Annotated in this window: 19 protein-coding genes; 12 read left to right on the top strand and 7 right to left on the bottom strand. The window is 39.1% G+C overall.

Going from position 1 to position 19940, the window contains the following annotated elements:
• Nucleotides 1-3 precede the first annotated feature (3 nt).
• From ACTF6W_RS07670 to ACTF6W_RS07655, 4 genes are all read left to right on the top strand, one after another.
• A complete protein-coding gene (locus ACTF6W_RS07670) occupies nucleotides 4-864 on the top strand; it encodes a 1-acyl-sn-glycerol-3-phosphate acyltransferase (RefSeq protein WP_438993954.1) in 861 nt (286 codons plus the stop codon).
• A gap of 99 nt (nucleotides 865-963) precedes the next feature.
• On the top strand, nucleotides 964-2025 hold the full coding sequence (locus ACTF6W_RS07665) for an AMP-binding protein (protein ID WP_438993953.1): 1062 nt from the start codon (nucleotides 964-966) through the stop codon (nucleotides 2023-2025).
• 54 nt (nucleotides 2026-2079) lie between these two features.
• Nucleotides 2080-3264 (top strand): MFS transporter, encoded by a 1185-nt coding sequence (locus tag ACTF6W_RS07660; protein WP_438993952.1) that lies wholly within the window; start codon nucleotides 2080-2082, stop codon nucleotides 3262-3264.
• Between the two features lie 64 nt (nucleotides 3265-3328).
• A complete protein-coding gene (locus ACTF6W_RS07655) occupies nucleotides 3329-4762 on the top strand; it encodes a lipopolysaccharide biosynthesis protein (RefSeq protein ID WP_438993951.1) in 1434 nt (477 codons plus the stop codon).
• Nucleotide 4763: 1 nt separating this feature from the next.
• On the opposite strand, the gene ACTF6W_RS07650 is transcribed toward ACTF6W_RS07655, so the two are convergent.
• From ACTF6W_RS07650 to ACTF6W_RS07640, 3 genes are read right to left on the bottom strand one after another with little or no spacing between them, the layout of a single operon-like run.
• Nucleotides 4764-6254, bottom strand: a complete 1491-nt coding sequence (locus ACTF6W_RS07650; RefSeq protein ID WP_438993950.1) for a M48 family metalloprotease — start codon at nucleotides 6252-6254, stop codon at nucleotides 4764-4766.
• A 12-nt stretch (nucleotides 6255-6266) separates the two neighbouring features.
• Nucleotides 6267-7082, bottom strand: coding sequence for a thermonuclease family protein (locus tag ACTF6W_RS07645; protein ID WP_438993949.1), 816 nt, complete (start codon nucleotides 7080-7082; stop codon nucleotides 6267-6269).
• A 56-nt stretch (nucleotides 7083-7138) separates the two neighbouring features.
• On the bottom strand, nucleotides 7139-8269 hold the full coding sequence (locus ACTF6W_RS07640; RefSeq protein ID WP_438993948.1) for a PepSY-associated TM helix domain-containing protein: 1131 nt from the start codon (nucleotides 8267-8269) through the stop codon (nucleotides 7139-7141).
• 154 nt (nucleotides 8270-8423) lie between these two features.
• Between ACTF6W_RS07640 and ACTF6W_RS07635 the strand changes: the two genes are divergently transcribed.
• The 7 genes from ACTF6W_RS07635 to ACTF6W_RS07605 all read left to right on the top strand — a co-directional run bounded on the left by ACTF6W_RS07635 (nucleotide 8424) and on the right by ACTF6W_RS07605 (nucleotide 15246).
• A complete protein-coding gene (locus ACTF6W_RS07635; protein WP_438993947.1) occupies nucleotides 8424-10115 on the top strand; it encodes an alkaline phosphatase D family protein in 1692 nt (563 codons plus the stop codon).
• Between the two features lie 27 nt (nucleotides 10116-10142).
• Nucleotides 10143-10499: a hypothetical protein gene (locus tag ACTF6W_RS07630; RefSeq protein WP_438993946.1), complete on the top strand. Its 357-nt coding sequence runs from the start codon at nucleotides 10143-10145 to the stop codon at nucleotides 10497-10499.
• Between the two features lie 14 nt (nucleotides 10500-10513).
• A complete protein-coding gene (locus ACTF6W_RS07625; RefSeq protein WP_438993945.1) occupies nucleotides 10514-10744 on the top strand; it encodes a hypothetical protein in 231 nt (76 codons plus the stop codon).
• Between the two features lie 16 nt (nucleotides 10745-10760).
• The gene (locus ACTF6W_RS07620) at nucleotides 10761-11021 is read left to right on the top strand and encodes a hypothetical protein (protein WP_438993944.1); all 261 of its coding nucleotides are present in this window, start codon (nucleotides 10761-10763) and stop codon (nucleotides 11019-11021) included.
• A 301-nt stretch (nucleotides 11022-11322) separates the two neighbouring features.
• A complete protein-coding gene (locus ACTF6W_RS07615; protein ID WP_438993943.1) occupies nucleotides 11323-11880 on the top strand; it encodes an outer membrane protein in 558 nt (185 codons plus the stop codon).
• Between the two features lie 96 nt (nucleotides 11881-11976).
• The gene (locus tag ACTF6W_RS07610; protein WP_438993942.1) at nucleotides 11977-12942 is read left to right on the top strand and encodes a 4Fe-4S dicluster domain-containing protein; all 966 of its coding nucleotides are present in this window, start codon (nucleotides 11977-11979) and stop codon (nucleotides 12940-12942) included.
• A 90-nt stretch (nucleotides 12943-13032) separates the two neighbouring features.
• A complete protein-coding gene (locus ACTF6W_RS07605) occupies nucleotides 13033-15246 on the top strand; it encodes a penicillin acylase family protein (RefSeq protein ID WP_438993941.1) in 2214 nt (737 codons plus the stop codon).
• 3 nt (nucleotides 15247-15249) lie between these two features.
• Here the strand turns inward: ACTF6W_RS07605 and ACTF6W_RS07600 are convergent, their stop codons facing one another.
• The 4 genes from ACTF6W_RS07600 to ACTF6W_RS07585 form a co-directional block, all read right to left on the bottom strand.
• Nucleotides 15250-16029, bottom strand: a complete 780-nt coding sequence (locus tag ACTF6W_RS07600) for a HalD/BesD family halogenase (protein WP_438993940.1) — start codon at nucleotides 16027-16029, stop codon at nucleotides 15250-15252.
• A 10-nt stretch (nucleotides 16030-16039) separates the two neighbouring features.
• Complete coding sequence (locus ACTF6W_RS07595) at nucleotides 16040-17368, bottom strand: YjiH family protein (protein WP_438993939.1); 1329 nt, start codon at nucleotides 17366-17368, stop codon at nucleotides 16040-16042.
• 88 nt (nucleotides 17369-17456) lie between these two features.
• Entirely contained in the window at nucleotides 17457-18272 is an 816-nt protein-coding gene (locus ACTF6W_RS07590) for a universal stress protein (RefSeq protein ID WP_438993938.1), read from the bottom strand.
• Nucleotides 18273-18380: 108 nt separating this feature from the next.
• Nucleotides 18381-19013 carry a LysE family translocator gene (locus ACTF6W_RS07585; RefSeq protein WP_438993937.1) on the bottom strand — a complete coding sequence of 211 codons (633 nt, stop codon included), beginning with the start codon at nucleotides 19011-19013 and terminating at the stop codon, nucleotides 18381-18383.
• 110 nt (nucleotides 19014-19123) lie between these two features.
• Here ACTF6W_RS07585 and ACTF6W_RS07580 point away from each other — a divergent pair, with 110 nt between their 5' ends.
• Nucleotides 19124-19915 (top strand): hypothetical protein, encoded by a 792-nt coding sequence (locus ACTF6W_RS07580; RefSeq protein WP_438993936.1) that lies wholly within the window; start codon nucleotides 19124-19126, stop codon nucleotides 19913-19915.
• The last annotated feature ends 25 nt before the right edge of the window (nucleotides 19916-19940 follow it).

Below are 19940 nucleotides of genomic sequence, written 5' to 3'. Positions count from 1 at the left end.
TATTTGGATGCACTTCTTCTTGGTGCATTTTTACCAGATCAGCTTACTTATGCCATTAATACTCATGTAGCAGAAAAATGGTGGACACGCCCCGCATTTACATTTTTTGATCTTTTACCCGTTGATCCAACAAACCCAATGTCCACAAAAACAATGATTAAGGCTGTGCAAAGTGGAAGACGAGTTGTAATTTTTCCAGAAGGGCGCATCACGATTACAGGGGCGCTTATGAAAGTATATGAAGGGCCGGGTACTATATCCTACCTCGCTGATGCACCGCTCTTGCCGATAAGAATAGATGGCGCAGACAGATCATTATTTTCAAGGTTAAAAGGATTTCTAAGAAGGCGGGTTTTTCCAAAAATTTCGATTAATATCCAAGAACCGGTAAAATTTGATGTCCCCGAGGGACTGAGTGCCAGAGAAAGATGCGGACTTATAGGGCGAGAGCTTTATGATGTTATGTCAGATGTTATTTTTAAAACCAGTAATATAGAAAGACCCTTATTTCATGCATTGGTCGATGCAAAAGCTATTCACGGAAGTAGGCATATAGTACTTGAGGATGTGGAACGTGCGCCTTTAAATTATAAGAAATTAATATTGGGCAGCTTCGTACTGGGACGAAAAATAGCTCAGTTTACTAAACGAGGAGAGCGCGTTGGTGTTATGCTTCCTAATACGGTCGGAACAGCGGTGACATTTTTCGCGCTTCTATGTTATGGGCGCGTTCCTGCCATGCTTAATTTTTCAACTGGCGTTGGAAATATGGTTTCAGCACTTAAAACGGCTGAAATTAAAACGGTGCTTACAGCTAAACGTTTTATTGATCTTGGCGGGTTAGAAGATGCGGTTAAGACTTAAGATGAATATGCGAATATTTGTTATCTTGAGAACTTAAAGGAAGAAATAAGTCTTGGCGACAAGCTTTTTGGGCTATTAGCATCATTATTGCCAAACATAATGCACAATTTTGTAAGCGGTAAACCCGTTTCTGATGATGAAGCTGTGGTTCTGTTTACTTCTGGTTCTGAAGGCACACCAAAAGGGGTTGTGCTTAGTCATAAGAACATTCAATCAAACAGATATCAATTAAGTGCAAGGGTTGATTTTACACCAAGCGACCGTGTTTTTAATGCTTTACCGATATTTCATTCATTTGGATTAACGGGTGGTTTTTTATTACCAATTTTATCAGGGTTAAAAATCTTTTTATATCCTTCGCCGCTTCATTACCGAATTGTACCGGAGCTCGTTTATGATAGTAATGCAACGATAATGTTCGGCACAGATACTTTTTTAAGTGGTTATGCCAAATTTGCTCATCCGTATGATTTTTATTCCATGCGTTATGTCTTTGCGGGCGCAGAAAAATTAAAACCGGAAACGAAATCACTTTGGGCAGAACAGTTTGGTGTTCGCGTACTAGAAGGATATGGTGCGACTGAAACATCACCCGTACTTGCGGTGAATACGGCAATGCAAGCGAGAAGCGGCACCGTTGGACGACTTATGCCTGGTATAGAATATAAATTAGAAACGGTTCCGGGCATTGAGAAGGGCGGGAAGTTGATTGTGCGTGGCCCTAATGTAATGAAAGGGTACTTACGTGCCGAAAATCCGGGTGTTTTAGAAGTTCCAAAGGATGGTTGGTATGATACTGGTGATATAGTTGAAATTGATGATGAGGGTTATGTCAAAATTTCTGGACGCGCCAAACGTTTCGCAAAAATTGCTGGTGAAATGGTGTCTTTGACTGCTGTAGAAGGAATTTTAAATAAGCTTTGGCCTGATGATGATCATGTCGTTGTTTCAATGCCAGATGATAAAAAAGGCGAACAGTTAATACTAATTTCAACATTTAAAGAGCTTACGAAAGAAATGATCCGTGAAGGTGTTAAATTGGAAGGTCATTCTGAACTTATGGCGCCAAAGACAATCATGACAGTTGATGAAATTCCAGTCCTAGGAACGGGCAAAACTGATTATGTAAGCGCACAGAAAATTGCTAAAGAAAAAATATAAGCTTTTTAATAGTAAACCTGTTAATGTTCGAAAAAATAAACAGGGTAAATCCAAATGGATGAAGTAAATCAAAAGAAAGCTAAATTAGCGCTGATTTATATGGCAATAATTATGGCGCTCGTATTTTCCGTATGGCAGGTAATGCTGAATAACTTTACAGTAGAAAAAGCTGGATTTTCTGGTTTTGATATTGGCAGTCTTCAATCCGTACGTGAAATTCCAGGGTTTCTAGCGTTTACTGCAGTTTTCGTTCTTATTATTCTTCGTGAGCAGACATTTGCTATTCTTTCATTGGGACTTTTATCCGTAGGCGTATTGATAACAGGATTTTTTCCGAGCAACGCAGGGCTTCTTATTACGACATTCATTATGTCTGTTGGCTTTCATTATTTTGAAACTATCAATAGCAGCTTGACCTTACAGTGGCTGCCAAAAAATCAAGCGGCTTCGTTTATGGGCCAAGTAATTGGCTATAGTTCAGCGGCGGGACTTATTGCTTACGGTGTTGTTTGGCTGCTTTATAAATATTTTGAGATGGATTATATTTGGATATATACCATTTTTGGTTCTCTTGGCATTGCAATGGTCGTGCATCTTTGGTTTCTGTTCCCAAAATTTGAAAATGTGGTACCGCAACGTAAAAAACTCTTTCTTAAAAAACGTTATTGGGTTTACTATTTGCTCACATTTCTAAAAGGGGCCCGTCGACAAATCTTTATGGTTTTTGCGGCTTATTTGATGGTTGAAAAATTTGGTTACACGCTAGATGAAATAGCCATGCTCTTTTTATTGAACAAGGCGGCCAATATTGTCATTGCACCACTGCTCGGTAAATTAATTGAAGCAATTGGCGAACGTAAAGCGCTTACCATTGAATATGTAGGTTTGATTATCGTTTTTGTTGGATACGCAATGGTTGAAAGTGCTTTAGTCGCGGCTATTCTTTATGTGGTTGATCATTTATTCTTTGGCCTTGCCATTGGAATTAAAACATATTTTCAGAAAATCGCAGATAGTGAAGATATGGCGGCCACTCAGAGCGTAAGCTTTACGATTGATCATACGGCATCTGTAATTATTCCGATTACTTTTGGATTAATATGGATGTCGGATCCTTCATTAGTCTTTTATGCTGGTGCAGGATTTGCAGTATTATCATTAATAGCCTCCAATTTGATCTCAAGAAATCCTGAGCCAGGAAATGAATTTATATGGTCGGCTAAGAAAGTTATCGCTTAAAAGTTTACTTTATATAAAGTGATTTTTCATATACTTTGCCAAACAAGTATAGAAGTGGCGAAATATGGGCTTAGAAAACCAAGTTAAAACAGCATTAAAATGGTCAGTTGCAGGAAAATTTGTAACGCAGATCATTAATTGGGTCATTACAATTTTTGTCATGGGGTTACTTACTCCGGATGATTACGGATTAATGGCATCTGCAATGTTTTTAATCGGCATGCTTCTGCTTTTTCACAGCTTTGGTCTTGATACTGTTTTAATTCAAAAAAAAGAATTATCAGACGAATTGTTAGGCTTTGCATTCGGTGCTATTCTTCTTTTTTGCGGGTTTTTAAGTTTTTGCGTCGTTATTACGGCCCCGTTGGTTGCCGATTATTTTGGTGACGACAGAATAGTTTTAATTTTGAGAGTATTATCATTACAGCTTGTGATAACTGCCTTTGCAACGATACCGCGGGTATTAGTAGTTAGGAAGTTAGATGCAAAAAAGAGAGAGTTGATCTATTTCTTACGTAATGTTTCTATCGGGATTTGTTCGGTATTGATGGCCTTAAATGGTTTTGGTGTGTGGTCTCTGGTTTATGCCAATACATTAGGCTTGATTGTTATGGCATTTCTATTTCAATTATGGTCACCAAGAAGGGTGTGGCCGAGTTTTAATTTAAAGCCATTGAAGGACATATATAGTTTTGGGATATTTGTGATATTTCAAGAAATTTTGATCTATTGCTATCAAACGATCGATGTATTGATCTTAGGTCGTTTTGTTCCTATGAATATACTTGGTGCCTATACGGCAGCATCGCAGCTCGCCTCTCTTCCAGAACAAAAGTTTGCAATGATTGTAAAAGAAATAGTTCTGTCTGGATTTTCAAAAATTAAAGATCAAACGGAATTGGTGCGACAATCAATATCAAAAGCTATAAGAATATTATCGATTTCAATTTTCCCGGTATATTTTGGTATATCGGCTGTTGCACCTGAAATTGTGACAACATTATGGGAAGATAAGTGGCTGACTATGATATTACCCTTACAGCTTTTAACGCTCGTTTTTCCCTTAAGAATTTTACACAGCCCCATTAATGAACTTTTAAATGCACTTGAATTGCCGAAAATCTATCTAGGATCGCTCGTTATCTTATGTATTCTGCTTACTATTAGTATTCTAATTGGTGCTAATTGGGGCATGATCGGTGCTTGCTATGCTTGGTTGATTGGATATCCAATTGCCTTTTTTATAACCTTAAGCAGATCTGGTAAATACACGGGCATTACACCAGTAGTCTTTATCCAGAGTACATATAAGTCTTTCTTTGTTTCACTTTTAATGTACGCATCAGTTTATTTGGTAAGACTTGAAATCACTCAGTACGGATGGGAGCCTTATCAAAATCTATTCATTTTGATTTTTGTCGGAATGATTTCATATGTTGCTTTCTCAGGTCTTTTTAACCGCACTACTATGAAAGAAATACTTTCATTTGTGAGATAAACTATTGCCAAACGATCAACTTTAATAGTTGCCCTGTTTTAATGCTCTGATTTTCGGTTAAATTATTTAGAGCAAGAAAACGCTCTTTTTTATAATCATCAAAGGCCATCTGACTTGAAAGGCGGTCTATAGTGTCACCAGAGCGGGCACGAACAATTTTAATTTTCCTACCTTTTATGGCCGCTGCTTCTTGATCCGTAATTTTATCAAAACTATAGCTTGCGCGCTGCAGACTATCAGAAAGACCTTGATATTTACTTTGTGGCGTAAGCATCAAGAAATGATAGCCATTATCGCCTGAATGATGAATGGCAATTAAGCGAACGACATAACTCTGATTGTTCATGTCCATGGTTGTGTAAGCCGTATAGGCATCCATCCCATTGATATTAATATTTTGATTACCCTGCATTTCATTTTCAATTTTATAGGCTTTCCAAATGGCATTGGCATAATCGCTAATAGTATTATCTTGCATGCTGGCGCCAGAGAAAATAATTGCCGCTCCCTCTGCAGGCCCGGTTCCTCTTGCCATTACGGCTTCTGATGAGTTTTGCAAAGAATAATTTTCAGGTACAGTAAACTTTAACTTCATAGTTGGATGTAAAAAGTCACGCCCTTGGATGACGCCTTGTTTGGGGTCGTCACCATAAATCATACCATCAATAATATTGAAATATACGTCTTGGTTACGCGGCCTCACATTTTGCGCAATGCCGGTATCAACGGCTTTTTGGTAAGCTCTTCTCACCCTGTCCTGAGTATTAGGATGGGTTGAATTAAAGTCGGAACGTGGTGGTTCATCAGCGCGGTTTGCGAGAATAAGCTGTAAATTATGTTGATTATCTAAACCGTTGAGCATATCTGATGCCGCATAAGGGTCAAATCCGGATCGGCTGGCGTATCTAATTCCAAGTTCGTCGGATTGATGTTCTTGATCACGTGAATAGCTCATTAAATAGGCTTGTGCTCCCTGACTTAAACTATTGGTAAGTGCATTATTTCCTGTCGCGGCTCCTACAAGAACTGTACCTAGACCGGCAAACATTTGATTGTTGTATCTTTTTGCCGAATGTCGTGCCGTAACATGGCCTATTTCGTGACCAATAACCGATGCAAGCTCAGCTTCATCATTAACAAGTGCCATTATACCACGCGTTACATAGACATATCCCCCTGGTAAGGCGAAAGCATTAACAAGTGGGGTATCCAAAACGGTGAAAGTAAAAGGGTAATCACTTAATTCTGAATTTGCGACTAAGCGTTGCCCCATATCATCGACATATTTTGTCAGACGAGGATCATTGAATGTGCCTCCGTTATCTTTAAGGATGCCAGGATGGGCATCTCTACCGATTGAGAGCTCTTTTTGAGGAGACATAAAAGGTGTGAAATCACGTTTTCCTGTTGCTGGGTTTACTGTCGTACATGCTGCAAGCATCACCGGAAGGACTACGATAAGTAATTTCTTTATTTGTTTTTCAAGTAACATTTAAGTGCTCCTTCACTGAATAACCAGTTGTTCAGGGTGTGATAAATCGATTGACGGCCCATTATAATATTTGAGCCAGCCTCGTACAAATATATTTTTGTCTTTAAAATTGGTCAAATTTATGTCCCTTTCTTGAAACATTTTTTTGACCCGATTTGGTATAACGATTGTGAAATCATTACGGTAATCATCTCCAAAGTTAAGATAGGTATTATTTCGTACTTCGGCAACGTCACGTATTCTACCCGATATAACTTGAAAGCTGTTAGTATATTTTCCGCTCTCTTCTTGCGGCTTAATTTTATAAAATTCAAGCCCCCAAATGCCTCTGTTTTGAAGGCGTGCTTGATATTCTTCTTCAAGCATTTCTTCTACGATACTTCTGTTATCGGCGAAACTATATACCCTTGCCATTCCGTTTTTTAGCATTTCACCTTGAACCCAAATGTTGTCATTCGTAAATAAATGGGCCAATGTCCGTCCATAACGATCCAATTCTCGACCGCCATAAAATAGAGTAACTTCTTTTCCGATTATTAATTTACTTAATACATCTTTCGCTTCATAGCCTAAAGGCCATTCTTTAAAGTCTTTACGGCCTAACGCTATTTTTGGCGCTTGAAGCCCAACTAGACGGACTTCCATATTATTTGCGAGAAGAACTGTGTCCCCATCTATTATTTCGATTACTGTGGAACTGAAATATTCTCCTTTTCCTGGGGTAAGTTTTTCTTTTATTTTGGTTGCATCATAAGCAAACAGAACTTCATTTGATAATAACAGTAAGAATAAAAAATATGTATGATCCGCATGAATTGGATCATACATATTGAAAGCGCATGTGTAAATAATTCGAAATTATCTAAATGGAAAGTTGGACTATTTTATGTTGTTACCCGGGTTCGTTTTTTCTTGAAAACAGGTTTTAAATATTTCCGGTAAGCGAGCGCTAATCCTGTCCAAACCAGAAAAGCAGCAAATAGAGATACAATTCCCGCGATAGTTTGCCCTATTATACCCATTGCTTCACCCGTATGAAGGAAGCGAATATAAAAGCGTGCTTGTTTGCCTGCGGAATAATCCTGATAGGGTTCCCATTTGGCTGTTGTACCATCTGCCCGGCTTAAATAAAGGTCGGCTTTTTTATGTGGTTCACCACCATTACCTGTATCAACAGAAAAACGGATATTTTCATCAGTGGGCTTTGAATAAGTCATCGTGATAGTGGTCCAGTTTTCGCGCATGGTTTCCGCTTTATCAAACATGCTTTCAAAAGGAACAAATTGATCGAATGTTGGGGCATTAGCATCTGATGCGCCGCGCCCTCTTACGGGCGGTTCTTCGCCAGCCAAGGTATAAACTAGATTATTGGCCCAAGAATAATAAAAGACCGTAGCCGTAGCGATAATGACTGCAAGTGGGATAGCGGACCAAATGCCCATAACATTATGCCAATTGACGTCACGCGCTCTTGAGGACTTTGTTTTTCTAAAGAATATGACTTTCTTAATATTTTCTTTGTTAATAACTTTTGGAATCCATAGATACATTCCTGAAAGAACAATAAATAGAAACATTAAGTTTGCCGCGCCTGTAAACATACGGGCAGTTCCGCGACTTTCACCCTCCATGAGAAGCCATCTGTGTAGGCTACGCATATCGCTAAAGAAGCCTTTAACCCCTTTTGGTCCGTTACCAAGTATTTCACCTGTGTAACGGTTTATGTAATAATAATCATCGCCACGAACCACCAATGGTGCTTCTGGGTTATTTTCGATTTTCACAGATCTTAGAGGTTTTTCACCAAAGGAAGGTTGATTTTTAATAAGAATTTCATCGACACTGAGCGCTTTTTTATCAGTTGGGGCGCTGCGATCATAATCGCCTTCTGCCCAAGATATCATTTGACGCTCATAGGTTAGAAGTACGCCGGTAACAGACATGATAAAAATTAGAATACCAGCCGTTACGCCACAAACAAGATGTGGCCAATAGAGTAAATCGCGAAAAGTCATTATTTTGCACTCATTAATATTAATAATCATTCTTAGAATCGAATTTAATATTAATAATGATTATTAAAAAGTAAAGTCAAAAATTCATCCTAAAGACTTAATTATGAAATATAAGAAAAATACCTTATGCTATGTGTAATCATGGAGAGACACGATGAAGAATGAAAAGCTAAAAATTAACCGAAGAAAAATACTAAAAGTCATTCCTGCTGGTGCTGCGGTTGTCGTCACCGGCACGTCAACGAATATGGCGAGTGCACAAAATACTATTCCTATTCAATTCAAACATGGTGTTGCAAGCGGTGACCCTTTACAGAAGAAAGTGATCATCTGGACCCGGGTAACACCGAATGAGGATAATTATAAAGGTGATATTGCGGTCAATTGGCAAATTTCAGCGGATGAGAATTTTACACATATTGTCAATGAAGGATCATTCATTACAAACCATGACCGGGATTATACGGTTAAAGAAGATGTCGCAGGGTTGGAGCGCGGTAAACGTTATTATTACCGTTTCAGTGTCGGAAATAGTACATCTGTTACAGGTGAAACCAAGACTTTAAAAGATAGCGGCAAAGAACCGCTTAAATTTGCGGTCGCCTCTTGTTCAAATTATCCATGGGGGTATTTTAATGGATACCGTGCGATTGCGGAAAGTGGCCCTTATGATGCTGTTATTCATTTAGGGGATTATATTTATGAGTATCAGGTTGGTAGGTATCAATCTCCCAAAGCCGAAGAATTGGGGCGTCTTGTTGACCCGCCGCACGAAATTAAATCATTATCTGATTATCGCCGTCGTTATGCGCTTTACCGTTCAGATGAAGATTTACAAGAAGTACATAGAAAATATCCGTTTATCTGTACATGGGATGATCATGAATTTGCCAATAATGCTTATGCGACGGGCGCGGAAAATCATGACGCGAGTGAAGGGAAATGGGCGCCTCGTAGACGAAATGCGACCAAAGCTTATATGGAATGGATGCCAGTCCGAGTAACGGATAGTAATTTGCCGACAGTCAGATCATTTGAATTTGGTGATATGGCAACATTAGCGATGCTTGATACACGTGTCGTTGGTCGTGAACGTCCACTTGAATATGGTCTTGATGTTGAAATGGATGAACGGGGAAACCCGGATTATGCAGGATTTCATAAAAGACTTGAAACCGAAGAAAGATCGTTACTGGGCGAAGAACAAGAAAAATGGCTTGACCAAACGTTGAAATCTTCGGCCAATAGAAAAGTGCCATGGCAGATATTAGGGCAGCAAATTATTATGAGTTATCGCCCTGAACCACCACTTGATAATGTTTTTACTAAGGAAGAAATGAAAAGTTTTCCTGAAGGTGAGCAGCTCAGTATGAAAGTCGCAAGAGAATACGGCGGGTTTTATAATCCTGATGCTTGGGACGGCTATCAGCCGGCAAGGCGTCGTGTTTATGATATGTTTGAAAAATATGATGGTAATCCGATTGTGTTGACAGGTGATACGCATTGCGCGTGGGCGATGTCGTTAACGGATAAAATGGGTGGACAACATTATGGCGCAGAATTTGCCGTACAAGGTATCACTTCGCCAGGCCGCGGTGATCGGTTACCAAAAGTCAAAGAAGTAGAACAAGCTTATTATGATCATCTAGATCATATGGCACTCGCAAATATTAAGGGACGAGGGTATATGACGCTTTCAATTTCAGCAGAAGAAACCATAACAAACTGGTATGTTGTTTCGACTATTGAGAGCAGAGAATTTGAAGTTGAACTTAGGAAATCCTTAAAATATACGGCAGGTGATGTTGATGATGGACAGGTCATATTACAAGATGTAACATCCTAATTATTTACAACTTCATAGGATTATCAAATGTATAAAAAAGGTTTCTTTTTATTATGCTTTAGCTTCATATGTTCAGCTAGCGCACAGGTACCAGAAACGCTTGAAGAATATCACCAATATGTAGAAGAAGCCTTAGAGGCAGATGCGGATAGCGATAAAACAGCAGAATTTTATAAATATTCATTTGGATACTGGATGGCCAATAAAGTTGATTACAATGACCATCCGGACAAATATAAAGATACAATGTCGCTTTATCATAAAGCTCAAGAAAAATTTATTCGTAACCGTGAAATTAAAATAGATCGTTTCGAAAAAAAATTGAAAATTATCGCCGTTTTGATGCGCGTAATCAGCTACCAAAAAATCCAATTTTATTTGTAGGTAGTTCAAGTATTGTGTTTTGGGAAACGGCGAATTCATTTCCCGGATATCCTATTACCAACCGTGGTTTTGGTGGCGCTAGTCTTCCTGAAGTTATTCATTATTATGACGATGTTATCAAAAAACATAATCCGTCAATGATGGTTATTTATTGTGATATTGATGTTGAAAACGGCAAATCGCCTGAATTTTCCGTCAACGCTTTTAAAGAGTTAATCAACCGTGTTGAGCAGGATTTTTTATGATATTCCTATTCTCTTAATGTCGATGAAACCGACATTGATAGATGATATACTTGGAGCGGACGTTAGAAAAAATAAAATGATCACCAATCAGCAATTAATTGAATATAGCGAGAGCAAATCAAACCTACATTATGTGGATATTACATCTCCTATGATGGATGAAAATGGTAAGCTTAAATCTGAGATATTCTTAGAGGACGGAATGCATTTAAATCAACATGGGTATACATTTTGGGATCCGGTGATGAAGGCAGCAATAGATAGAGTAAGAAAATAATAATTTAATATATTTAAGTGATCCATTTTTAATGTTGCGGCGTAAAGAGCGTGATCATTAAAGGAGAAGATCATGAAATTTACAAAAACAATTACACTATCATTATTCGGGGGCCTTACTTATTTCTAGCGCAGCATCTGCTCAAGAAGGGAGAGGATATGCATCAGTTTCAGGGGGTCTTTCTTCATTACAATCCTAATCAAATGAGGGCGCACTTAATTCTGCCTTCACAACTGGAACAGGTACAACTATTCCAGGTGGTACAGTATTAGCATCTGGTACATCACTATCTTGGGATACCATGTTTAAAAATGGTTATAACTTCGGTGTTGCTGCTGGTTATTCATATGGAAATGGTTTTCGTGGTGAAGCTGAAGTACGTTACATCAGAAATTCCATCTCATCCCATAGCAATGTTGCTGTTGGTGGTGGCGCTATTGGCACGGAAGACGCTGGCGTTTTAATTACGGGTTCTGCTAACCTTGGCGCTAATGTATCTACTATTGTTGCTGATGGCCAAGGGTCAAATGGAACACTAGCATTTATGGTCAACGGTTATTATGACTTTATGGCTGGTGAGCAGTTCTCACCTTACATTGGTGTCGGTGTTGGTTATGCAGATACGAATATTGAGTTTTCACCATCTGCTGTTGCTATTGCGGATGCTGGTAATGGTGGGTTTGCCTACCAAGGTATTGTTGGCGCAACTTATAATATCACAGAAGATATGGGTGTATTTGTTGATTATAGATATTTTGCCCGTGATAAGGTTAACCTCGATCTAACCCTTCTACCGGGTTCTTTAGAAGTTGAAAATGTCGCACACTTATTCAATGTTGGTTTTAGAGTTAATTTTTAAGTGTTGCAATTGTTGAAGGGCATGGATGACATGCCCTTCATACAACTTGAAAAAAAATAAAATTAAAAGTAAGCTTAGCTCTCTAGGAGCGACAGTTTGCGGAAAAAAGAAAAGTTTATACCCAGTGAAGAACAGATGGCATTATGGCCAGATGTTTCAGGAAATGATCTTAATGGTCTTGGCGAGACAAAAGTGCGCCGCCCTTCCCCCATATACTGGCAAACGCCAGACTTGACCCCCTTTGGTCCATTGATGCAGTTTTTTGTGGATCACGCACCGCGTGATGAAGATCTTTATAAAACACAAATGGAAACAGACCGTATCCGAGAAACAATAGTTGAACCCATTTCGGATGAGAAAGTCGAAAAAACTTCAACCGAATGGACGAAATTGATAAAAGAGGTTGGTGTTAAAAGCGGCGCCGTTGCGATCGGTATTACCAAGATGCGACCTGAGTGGGTTATCGATACTTTTGAAGTGCCCTATGAAACGGTCATAACCATTGGCGTTGCAATGGATTTTGAAAATCTAAAAACGGCCCCTGAAGTTCCCTCCGCCATTGAAGTCATAAAAAAATATGGTGAAGCCCATTTGGTTAGCCATGCTATCGCCAATTATATTCATGAACAAGGGTGGAATGCGATTAGCTATGGCGGATCAAATAATGTACCGATTTTGCTTATTCCCCCAGCCATTGAAAGTGGACTTGGCGAACTTGGAAAACATGGTTCACTGATTAATCGTGAAAATGGATCTGTGATGCGGCTTGGTGCATTGGTAACCGACATGCCGCTCAATTATGATAGTCTGGATGTTTTTGGCGTTGATGATTTTTGTTTGAATTGTAAAGCATGTGAAAAAGCTTGTCCGCCAGAAGCAATACAATCAGATAAGAAAATGGTACGTGGGGTCGAAAAATGGTATGTGGATTTTGATAAATGTCTTCCTTATTTTAATGAAAATACGGGATGCGGTATATGTCTTGCTGTTTGTCCATGGAGCCACCCGGGCGTTCCACAAAATTTAGTTAAAAAAATTGCAAAGAAAAAAGCATTAAAATAACAAATAGTTGATTTCTTTTCGGTTTAAAATAAAGAGTAAAAAAGGTAAACTTCTTTTTTCAATATTTATTTCAATACTAGGGGACTGACTATGCCTACCCGTTTAAAGTTCGTATTTGTATTAATTATTTCTGTATTTCTAATGTCATGTGGTTCTGAACAGACATCAGACGCGCCTGCTGAGAATATGGAAATTTCACATCAATCACAGAATGTTACCATTTATCGTGATGAATGGGGCGTGCCCCATATACACGGAAAAACGGATGGTGATGCCGCATTTGGAATGGGATATGCGCAAGCCGAAGATAATTTCGGACAGTTAGAATTAGGGTTTATTATGGGTACAGGTAGGCTCTCTGAAATTCTAGGCGAAGATGCAGTATTAGCGGACTGGGTAGTTCATAGTTTTGAGAATAACGAACTTTCGAAACGTGATTATGATAATGCGGCACCTGAAATTAAAGCGCTTCTTGATGGTTATGCAGCAGGTATTAATTATTATATGGAAACCCATCCGGAACTTGAAACAAGATTACTTAATCATATTGAGCCATGGTATTCATTAGCCCTTATCCGGCGCTGGTATTATTTAGGCGGGTTTTTAAGCCGATTGCGTTTTACAACTGAGGAACGCACAGCTGCTTTTGAAGCGATTAACGGCACGGCACTTCAAATGGCGCAAGTTGATTATCCTGAGATTGATCCCGAAGACCGCAAGGAATTTGGTTCTAATGCTTGGGCAGCGAACGGATCAAAAATTGATGCGACAGGGTCCTTCCTTTTTATTAACCCTCATTTACCCGCATTTGGTATCGGTCAAACGTATGAAGCACATATGCTTTCTGACGAAGGTTGGAATTTTACCGGTTATGCTCGTTTTGGATATCCTTTGCCGTATATTGGATTTGGTGAAAACCTTGGATGGATGAGCACAGATAATTATAGTAACCAAGAGGACAGCTGGATTGAGCATTTTGATGACCCTGAAAATCCACTTAACTATACCTATGGTGATGCAACACGCGAAGCCGTTGAATGGGAAGGGGTAATCATCGTAAAAGATGCGGGCCCCCGTAAAGTTAAATTCCGCAAAACCCATCATGGTGCGGTGGTTGCAATGAGAGAAGGAAAATATTTATCAGGGATGTTTGCAACTTTTGATCAACCGGGATGGCTTGATCAATGGTATAATATGCAACGCTCCAGTAATGTTGAAGAATTCACCAAAGCGATCGAACCACAACGTATGAATTTCGGCAATATAATTTATGCGGACCGTGGAGGTAACATTTGGTATATTTATAATGGATCTGTACCCATTCGTAATGAAGGCTTTGATTGGAATACGGCCGTTGATGGAAGCAATCCTGACACGGACTGGAAAGGGTATCATTCACTTACTGATTTACCACAAGTTAAAAACCCTGTGTCTTATATGATACAAAATACCAATACCACTCCGTTCGGTGTTAGTATGTCTGAAAGTGATGCCAAAGAAGAAAATTACCCGACTTATATGGTGCGTGAGGGTGATAACGCCAGAAGCAGAAACGCGAGACGAATTCTTAATAAACATGAAAAATTTGATTTTGCCACATGGGAATTTGAGAGTTTGGATACGACCATGGTCGAATGGAATGTTTCAAAACCAATTATTAATGATGCATATGCCTCTACCTCTTCGTCCAATTCTGAGCGTGCCGCGAAATTAGCCCCTGTGATTGAATTGCTAAATGCATGGGATGGTGTTGCAACATTGGAAAGCGTTGAACCGACAATTTATGTGGATTGGTTTGAAGGAATGTATCGTTCGAAAGAGCGAGGCGCCGAATTTAGTGATGAGGAAGTTATTGATTTTCTTGAGCGTGCCGTAGATCGCTTGGTTGAAGATTACGGATCATGGCAAGTGGCATGGGGTGAGATGAATAGAGCGCAGCGCCCACCGCTGGATGATGCAGGTAATCCAATTTTTGATGATGATGCTGAAAGTATTGCGACACCTGGAGTTCCTGGATGGTCAGGTGGCAGTCAGATTACCTTTAACGGGCGCCGCGATGGGCTTAAGAAACGGTATAAAACAGGCGGGAACAGCTATACGGCTATTGTCGCATTTCCAACGGATGACAATGAACGTACGCGTTCGAAATCGATCCATGTATTTGGCGCAAGTGCAGACCCAAGTTCGCCAAATAATATGGATCAGGCCGCTATGCTCGCCCAGAAACAATATAAACCAGCTTGGCTTTATTTAGATGATGTAAAAGCAAACGCAGTTCGCAGCTATCACCCTGGTGAAGAGTAGGGTTTACCCTACTCTACCATAAAAGGTCATGCTGGCTTCTGGTGATATGGCAATGCCAGGTTCAGAATTATAGGCGAAAACGACAAGCATTCTTGTCATTTCTCCAATGGTGGGGGTCACGCGGTGGATGGCATTACGCCCTCTGAATAATACTAAAGTACCTTCTGGCATGCTTAATGTTTTAACGGGTGTCTTTCCGTTCAATACTTTTTCAACACCTTCAAAATTCATTTCGCCGTTATCTGCATCACGCATATTTTCTACATATTCAAAGATGCCACCACCTTCAGGTTTTTGGATTAAAATTGTCGTCGCGAAAGATGAATTGTCGAAATGCCAACCAAGTTCTTTTCCTTCTTCAGCATAATGAAGATTTATTGATGACAGACTATCAGCATAATCGTAAAGCCCCTTTTCGCCCAGCACGTTGCATAAAAAATCTCTGAAAATTTTTGCATCATAAATTGTGCGTAGTGGTGAATGCAAAGGAATTTGATCATCCTGAATACATCCTTTTGATGAACTTATCAGTTTATTTCTTGGATGATCTTCGGGATATGACGGATCCTTATCGGTCAAGTACACGTTATGGTCATCTGCGCAATAATATGCGAGATATTGATTGTCTTCGCCTTCCTTTTTTATACGTTCAATTGTCATAGGGGTTAAAAAATTCTGCAGGACAAGTGCACCTTTTTCATCAAGAAGTTTTTTACACGTCTTTTGATAAGAAACGTCATTAATGGGATGGGAAGAAAAATCAATAATATCTTTTAGGTCCATATTTTCGTCCTCAAATAATAATCATGCCAGCAATTAAGAGCACCGGAAATGAAATAATTGATCTTAACAAGAAAATGACAAAGAGCTGTATAAAATTTAATGGAATTGAGGACCGCAAAATAATCAACCCGACTTCAGACATATAAATCAACTGTGTTACCCCTAATCCTGCCAATACAAATTTAACGAGCTCATTTTCAATATTTGAGGCAACGATTGCCGGCATAAATTGATCAAGAAACCCAATGATCAGGCCGGGGGCTGCTTTGCTGGCTTCGGGGAAATTTATTAATTCTAAAATGAAATATATGGGGGTGCTGAGAATATTAAAAATGGGTGTATGATTAAGCAGAATGATCGTTAATGTTCCGATGGCCATTGAGGGGGCCAACACACCAAAAATAACACTTATGGCACTGTACCAGCTGTTTTTGAGGATCATAACAGGAGGCGGCGCTTTCTCTGCCCTTGCTACGGCGCAATAAATGGCCGTTTTAAACATCGGCCCTTGATGGGATTCAGTTTCACTGTGATTTTTACTGCCATTGTAATTGTCTTTTAGTTGGCTTATTGGGGGTATTCGAACGAGTATAAAGGTGCAGATCATGCAAGCAATGAATATGGAAAGATACCAATTTATGAATAAATGCTCGATACCGGAAACGGTTGCAATGAGAAAGCTAAAAGAAACCGAAACAACCGAAAAATTGGTTGCAACTGCGGCGGCTTGCCGTGCCGTATAATATCCCTTTTCATACTGACCAATTGTAATTAAGAGACCAACGTTTGATGAAGTTAAAAAGGAGGCCAAGGCATCAATGGCGGACCGTCCCGGTAATTTAAATAATAGACCGAAAGGGCGACTGACAATCGTTCCAATAAATTCCATAAAGCCGAATTCTGTTAAGAACGGCATTAAGAAACAGGCGACAGTAACAATAAAAAATATGGTTGCTCCAATTTCTGTAAAAACCGTAAAACCCGTTTCTTGACCCCATATGAATTCTGGCCCTACTTGGAAATAAACCATAACCGCAAAGCTCGCGCCGAGTAATCTTATTAAAAACCAAGGAAAGCTTGTTTTGCAAAAGATAGAGAGCGATTTAAATCGTTGTTCCCAATCTGGCTTAAAAATTTGATAAATACCACTGGCGATTGCGGATAATATAACCACACTGACGATAATCTCTAAAATAAAACCTTCAAATGGTGCGCGAATAATACTAGTAATCACCGCCAAAAAGATGGTCGTGTTTCCTTCATATGTAACCGGAAACAAGAAAAGTAAAACACCGATTGAAGACGGTATTAAAAATTTTAATATCTGCGCTATTTTCAAATGAATTATTTCCCTTTTTATAGGATGCTAGCACGAAAAAAGGGACCTGTAAAAGGTCCCTTTCAAAGGTTATTAAATGTGGTCGTGATTAGTTAAGAACCATAACATCACATTTTAATTCGCGGATAATACGTTCACTTTTATTTCCGCGCATGGCGGCCATAATTCCGCTTCGTGCAAGTGTACCGATAACAACGATGTCGGCCTCAATTTCAGTCGCCACTTCTGAAATGATGGCGCGTGGGCCACCTTGTTTAATGTGAAGATTTTCTTGTTTTGTATTTGTGTCACGTAATAATTTTGCACGGTCCGGATATTCCATACCATCTTCATATCCATTTACAACATGCTTTTCTGCACCATATTTTGTGGCAAGTAGTTCACTATAGTTAAGAATTTTTTCGTTTAGTTCAACATAACGTGGATTATCAGTTTGCATGTTAACGGCAGAAAGAATTGTATTACGGGTTAAAGTTGATTGTGGGTGAACGATCAAAACTGGACAAACTGATGCACGTAATAAAGACCATTTTGATGGTGTTAGATCCGTACGGCCATCTTCTGTTGCATAATCGGAAATAATAACAAGGTCGGCATCATATTTTTTACATGTTTCAGCGATTGAACGATGCCATGCATCTGTCCAAATGACTTCGGAAGTATAATCAATTCCAGCGTCAACCATCGGTTTGACAAGTTCGTTAAACCATTCGCCATCACATGAGAATTCAAAGGTATCATGCATTTTATGAAGCTTATCCATTTCAAGCGAGATAAACAGATGAATATTAATGCCACCATCAAGGACATCATTCATTTTTAGGGCGCGTTTTAATGAATATTGATTGCTTTCTAAGGGGTCGATTGCCACCACTACATTCTTTAATTTTAGATCATTAGACATAATAATTTTCCTTTCCTGAGTAATAAAATGTCAGATAAGTGCAATATAGAGATGGGGCGGGAAATTTATTTGACTTAGGTTAAACTTATACCGATTTCTTCTCTAAAGTTACGAATTGTTATCGGTAAGTGCGAGCTTAAGGGCAAGACCGACAAAAACGGTGCCGGCTATTCGGTTTAAAATAATTTGTGCCCGGTTGGATGATTTTAAATAGTCGCCAATACTGCCAGCTAAAAAACAAATACTAATAAAAACGAGTAATGTGGCAAAATTAAAAATAGAGCCAAGCAAAAGTATTTGCATAGGAACTGAGCCTAGTTCAGGGTCAGCAAATTGTGGAAGAAAAGCTAGGAAGAAAATAGCAATTTTTGGATTACTAATGTTCATCAGAATACCACGTCTAAAGAGTTTAAAGGAGCTTAGATTACTTAAATCCTTTCCTTTGATTTTAGCATTACCTGCTTTAAACGCACCCCATGCTAAATACAGCAGATATCCGACGCCAAATATTTTAAGGATCGTAAAGGCAAGAGGGGATGTTTGGAAAATAACAGCAATACCAAATGCAACGGCGACCGTATGACAAAAAATGCCCATTAAAAGACCAAAAGTAACTGCGATCCCTGCACGTGTTCCTGACACGGCGGATTGTGTTAAGACAAAAATATTATCTGGTCCCGGCGTTATCCCTAGCAATATTGATGTAATAAAGAATGCGGTTAATAAATCAAAAGGTAACATTACTTCTCCTTAATTAAGCAAGCATAATTAGCTTTAAAATGAAAGCAAGCCCTAGCTTGCAGTTTTCAAGCTGATATGTCATTCTCATAAAAAATTAAGGGAGCATCTCTGTGAAAAAAAATCTTTTATTCATCATTAGCCTTTTCAGTATTCTGAATAGTGTTGCCACAGCACAAGAACTGGACATTATAGAAATGGGACCAGGTTTTCATAAAGTGGAAATCACTCATCCCGACGGAACATTGCAGCGTTATGTTATAGATATCCCGGAAGGTTATGATGGCAGCAAAGCCGTGCCAATGATATTGGGGCTTCATTATGGGTTCGGGGGAATGGGCGGTGATAATAGGCCAGAGCCCTATTGGACCGAAGGCTTTTTTAATAAAATTTATCAACAGGCATTTAAGCCGTTAGGCGCGATATTTTTGGCAGCTGATTCTGTAAGTGGAAATTGGCAAAGCCCCGAAAATGAAGCAGCATTATTGCGTCTTTGGGATAGTGTAAATGCGACATATAATATTGATGAACGTAAAACCATAGTGACCGGATATAGTATGGGTGCATTTGGTACATGGGATTGGGCCTCCAAATTTCAAGATCGTTTTGCTGGTGCTTTCCCGATTGCGGGAATGTCTGCGGACATGAATACATTTAGAGAAGACGGTAAATTATTAGATACAGATTGGAAAATCCCGCTTTATATCATGCATTCACATGTGGATGGTTTAATTGATATCGCGCCGACCATTGAATATGTAAAAAAGCTGAAATCAGAAGGCAAAGACGTCACCTTCCATGAACTTTTTGTCATTACACATCATCAGGAAAACTTACTTCCTGAATCTATTGGTCACGCCGTGCCCTGGATTAAAAATATTTGGCAAAAAATTGATAATCCGTAATTAACTTGTCGATCTTCATACTTAT

The organism is Pseudemcibacter sp., assembly GCF_965661635.1.
GTDB lineage: Bacteria > Pseudomonadota > Alphaproteobacteria > Sphingomonadales > Emcibacteraceae > Pseudemcibacter.
The sequence above is the reverse complement of the archived record's forward strand: the minus strand, read 5'-3'. Positions and strand labels throughout refer to the sequence as shown.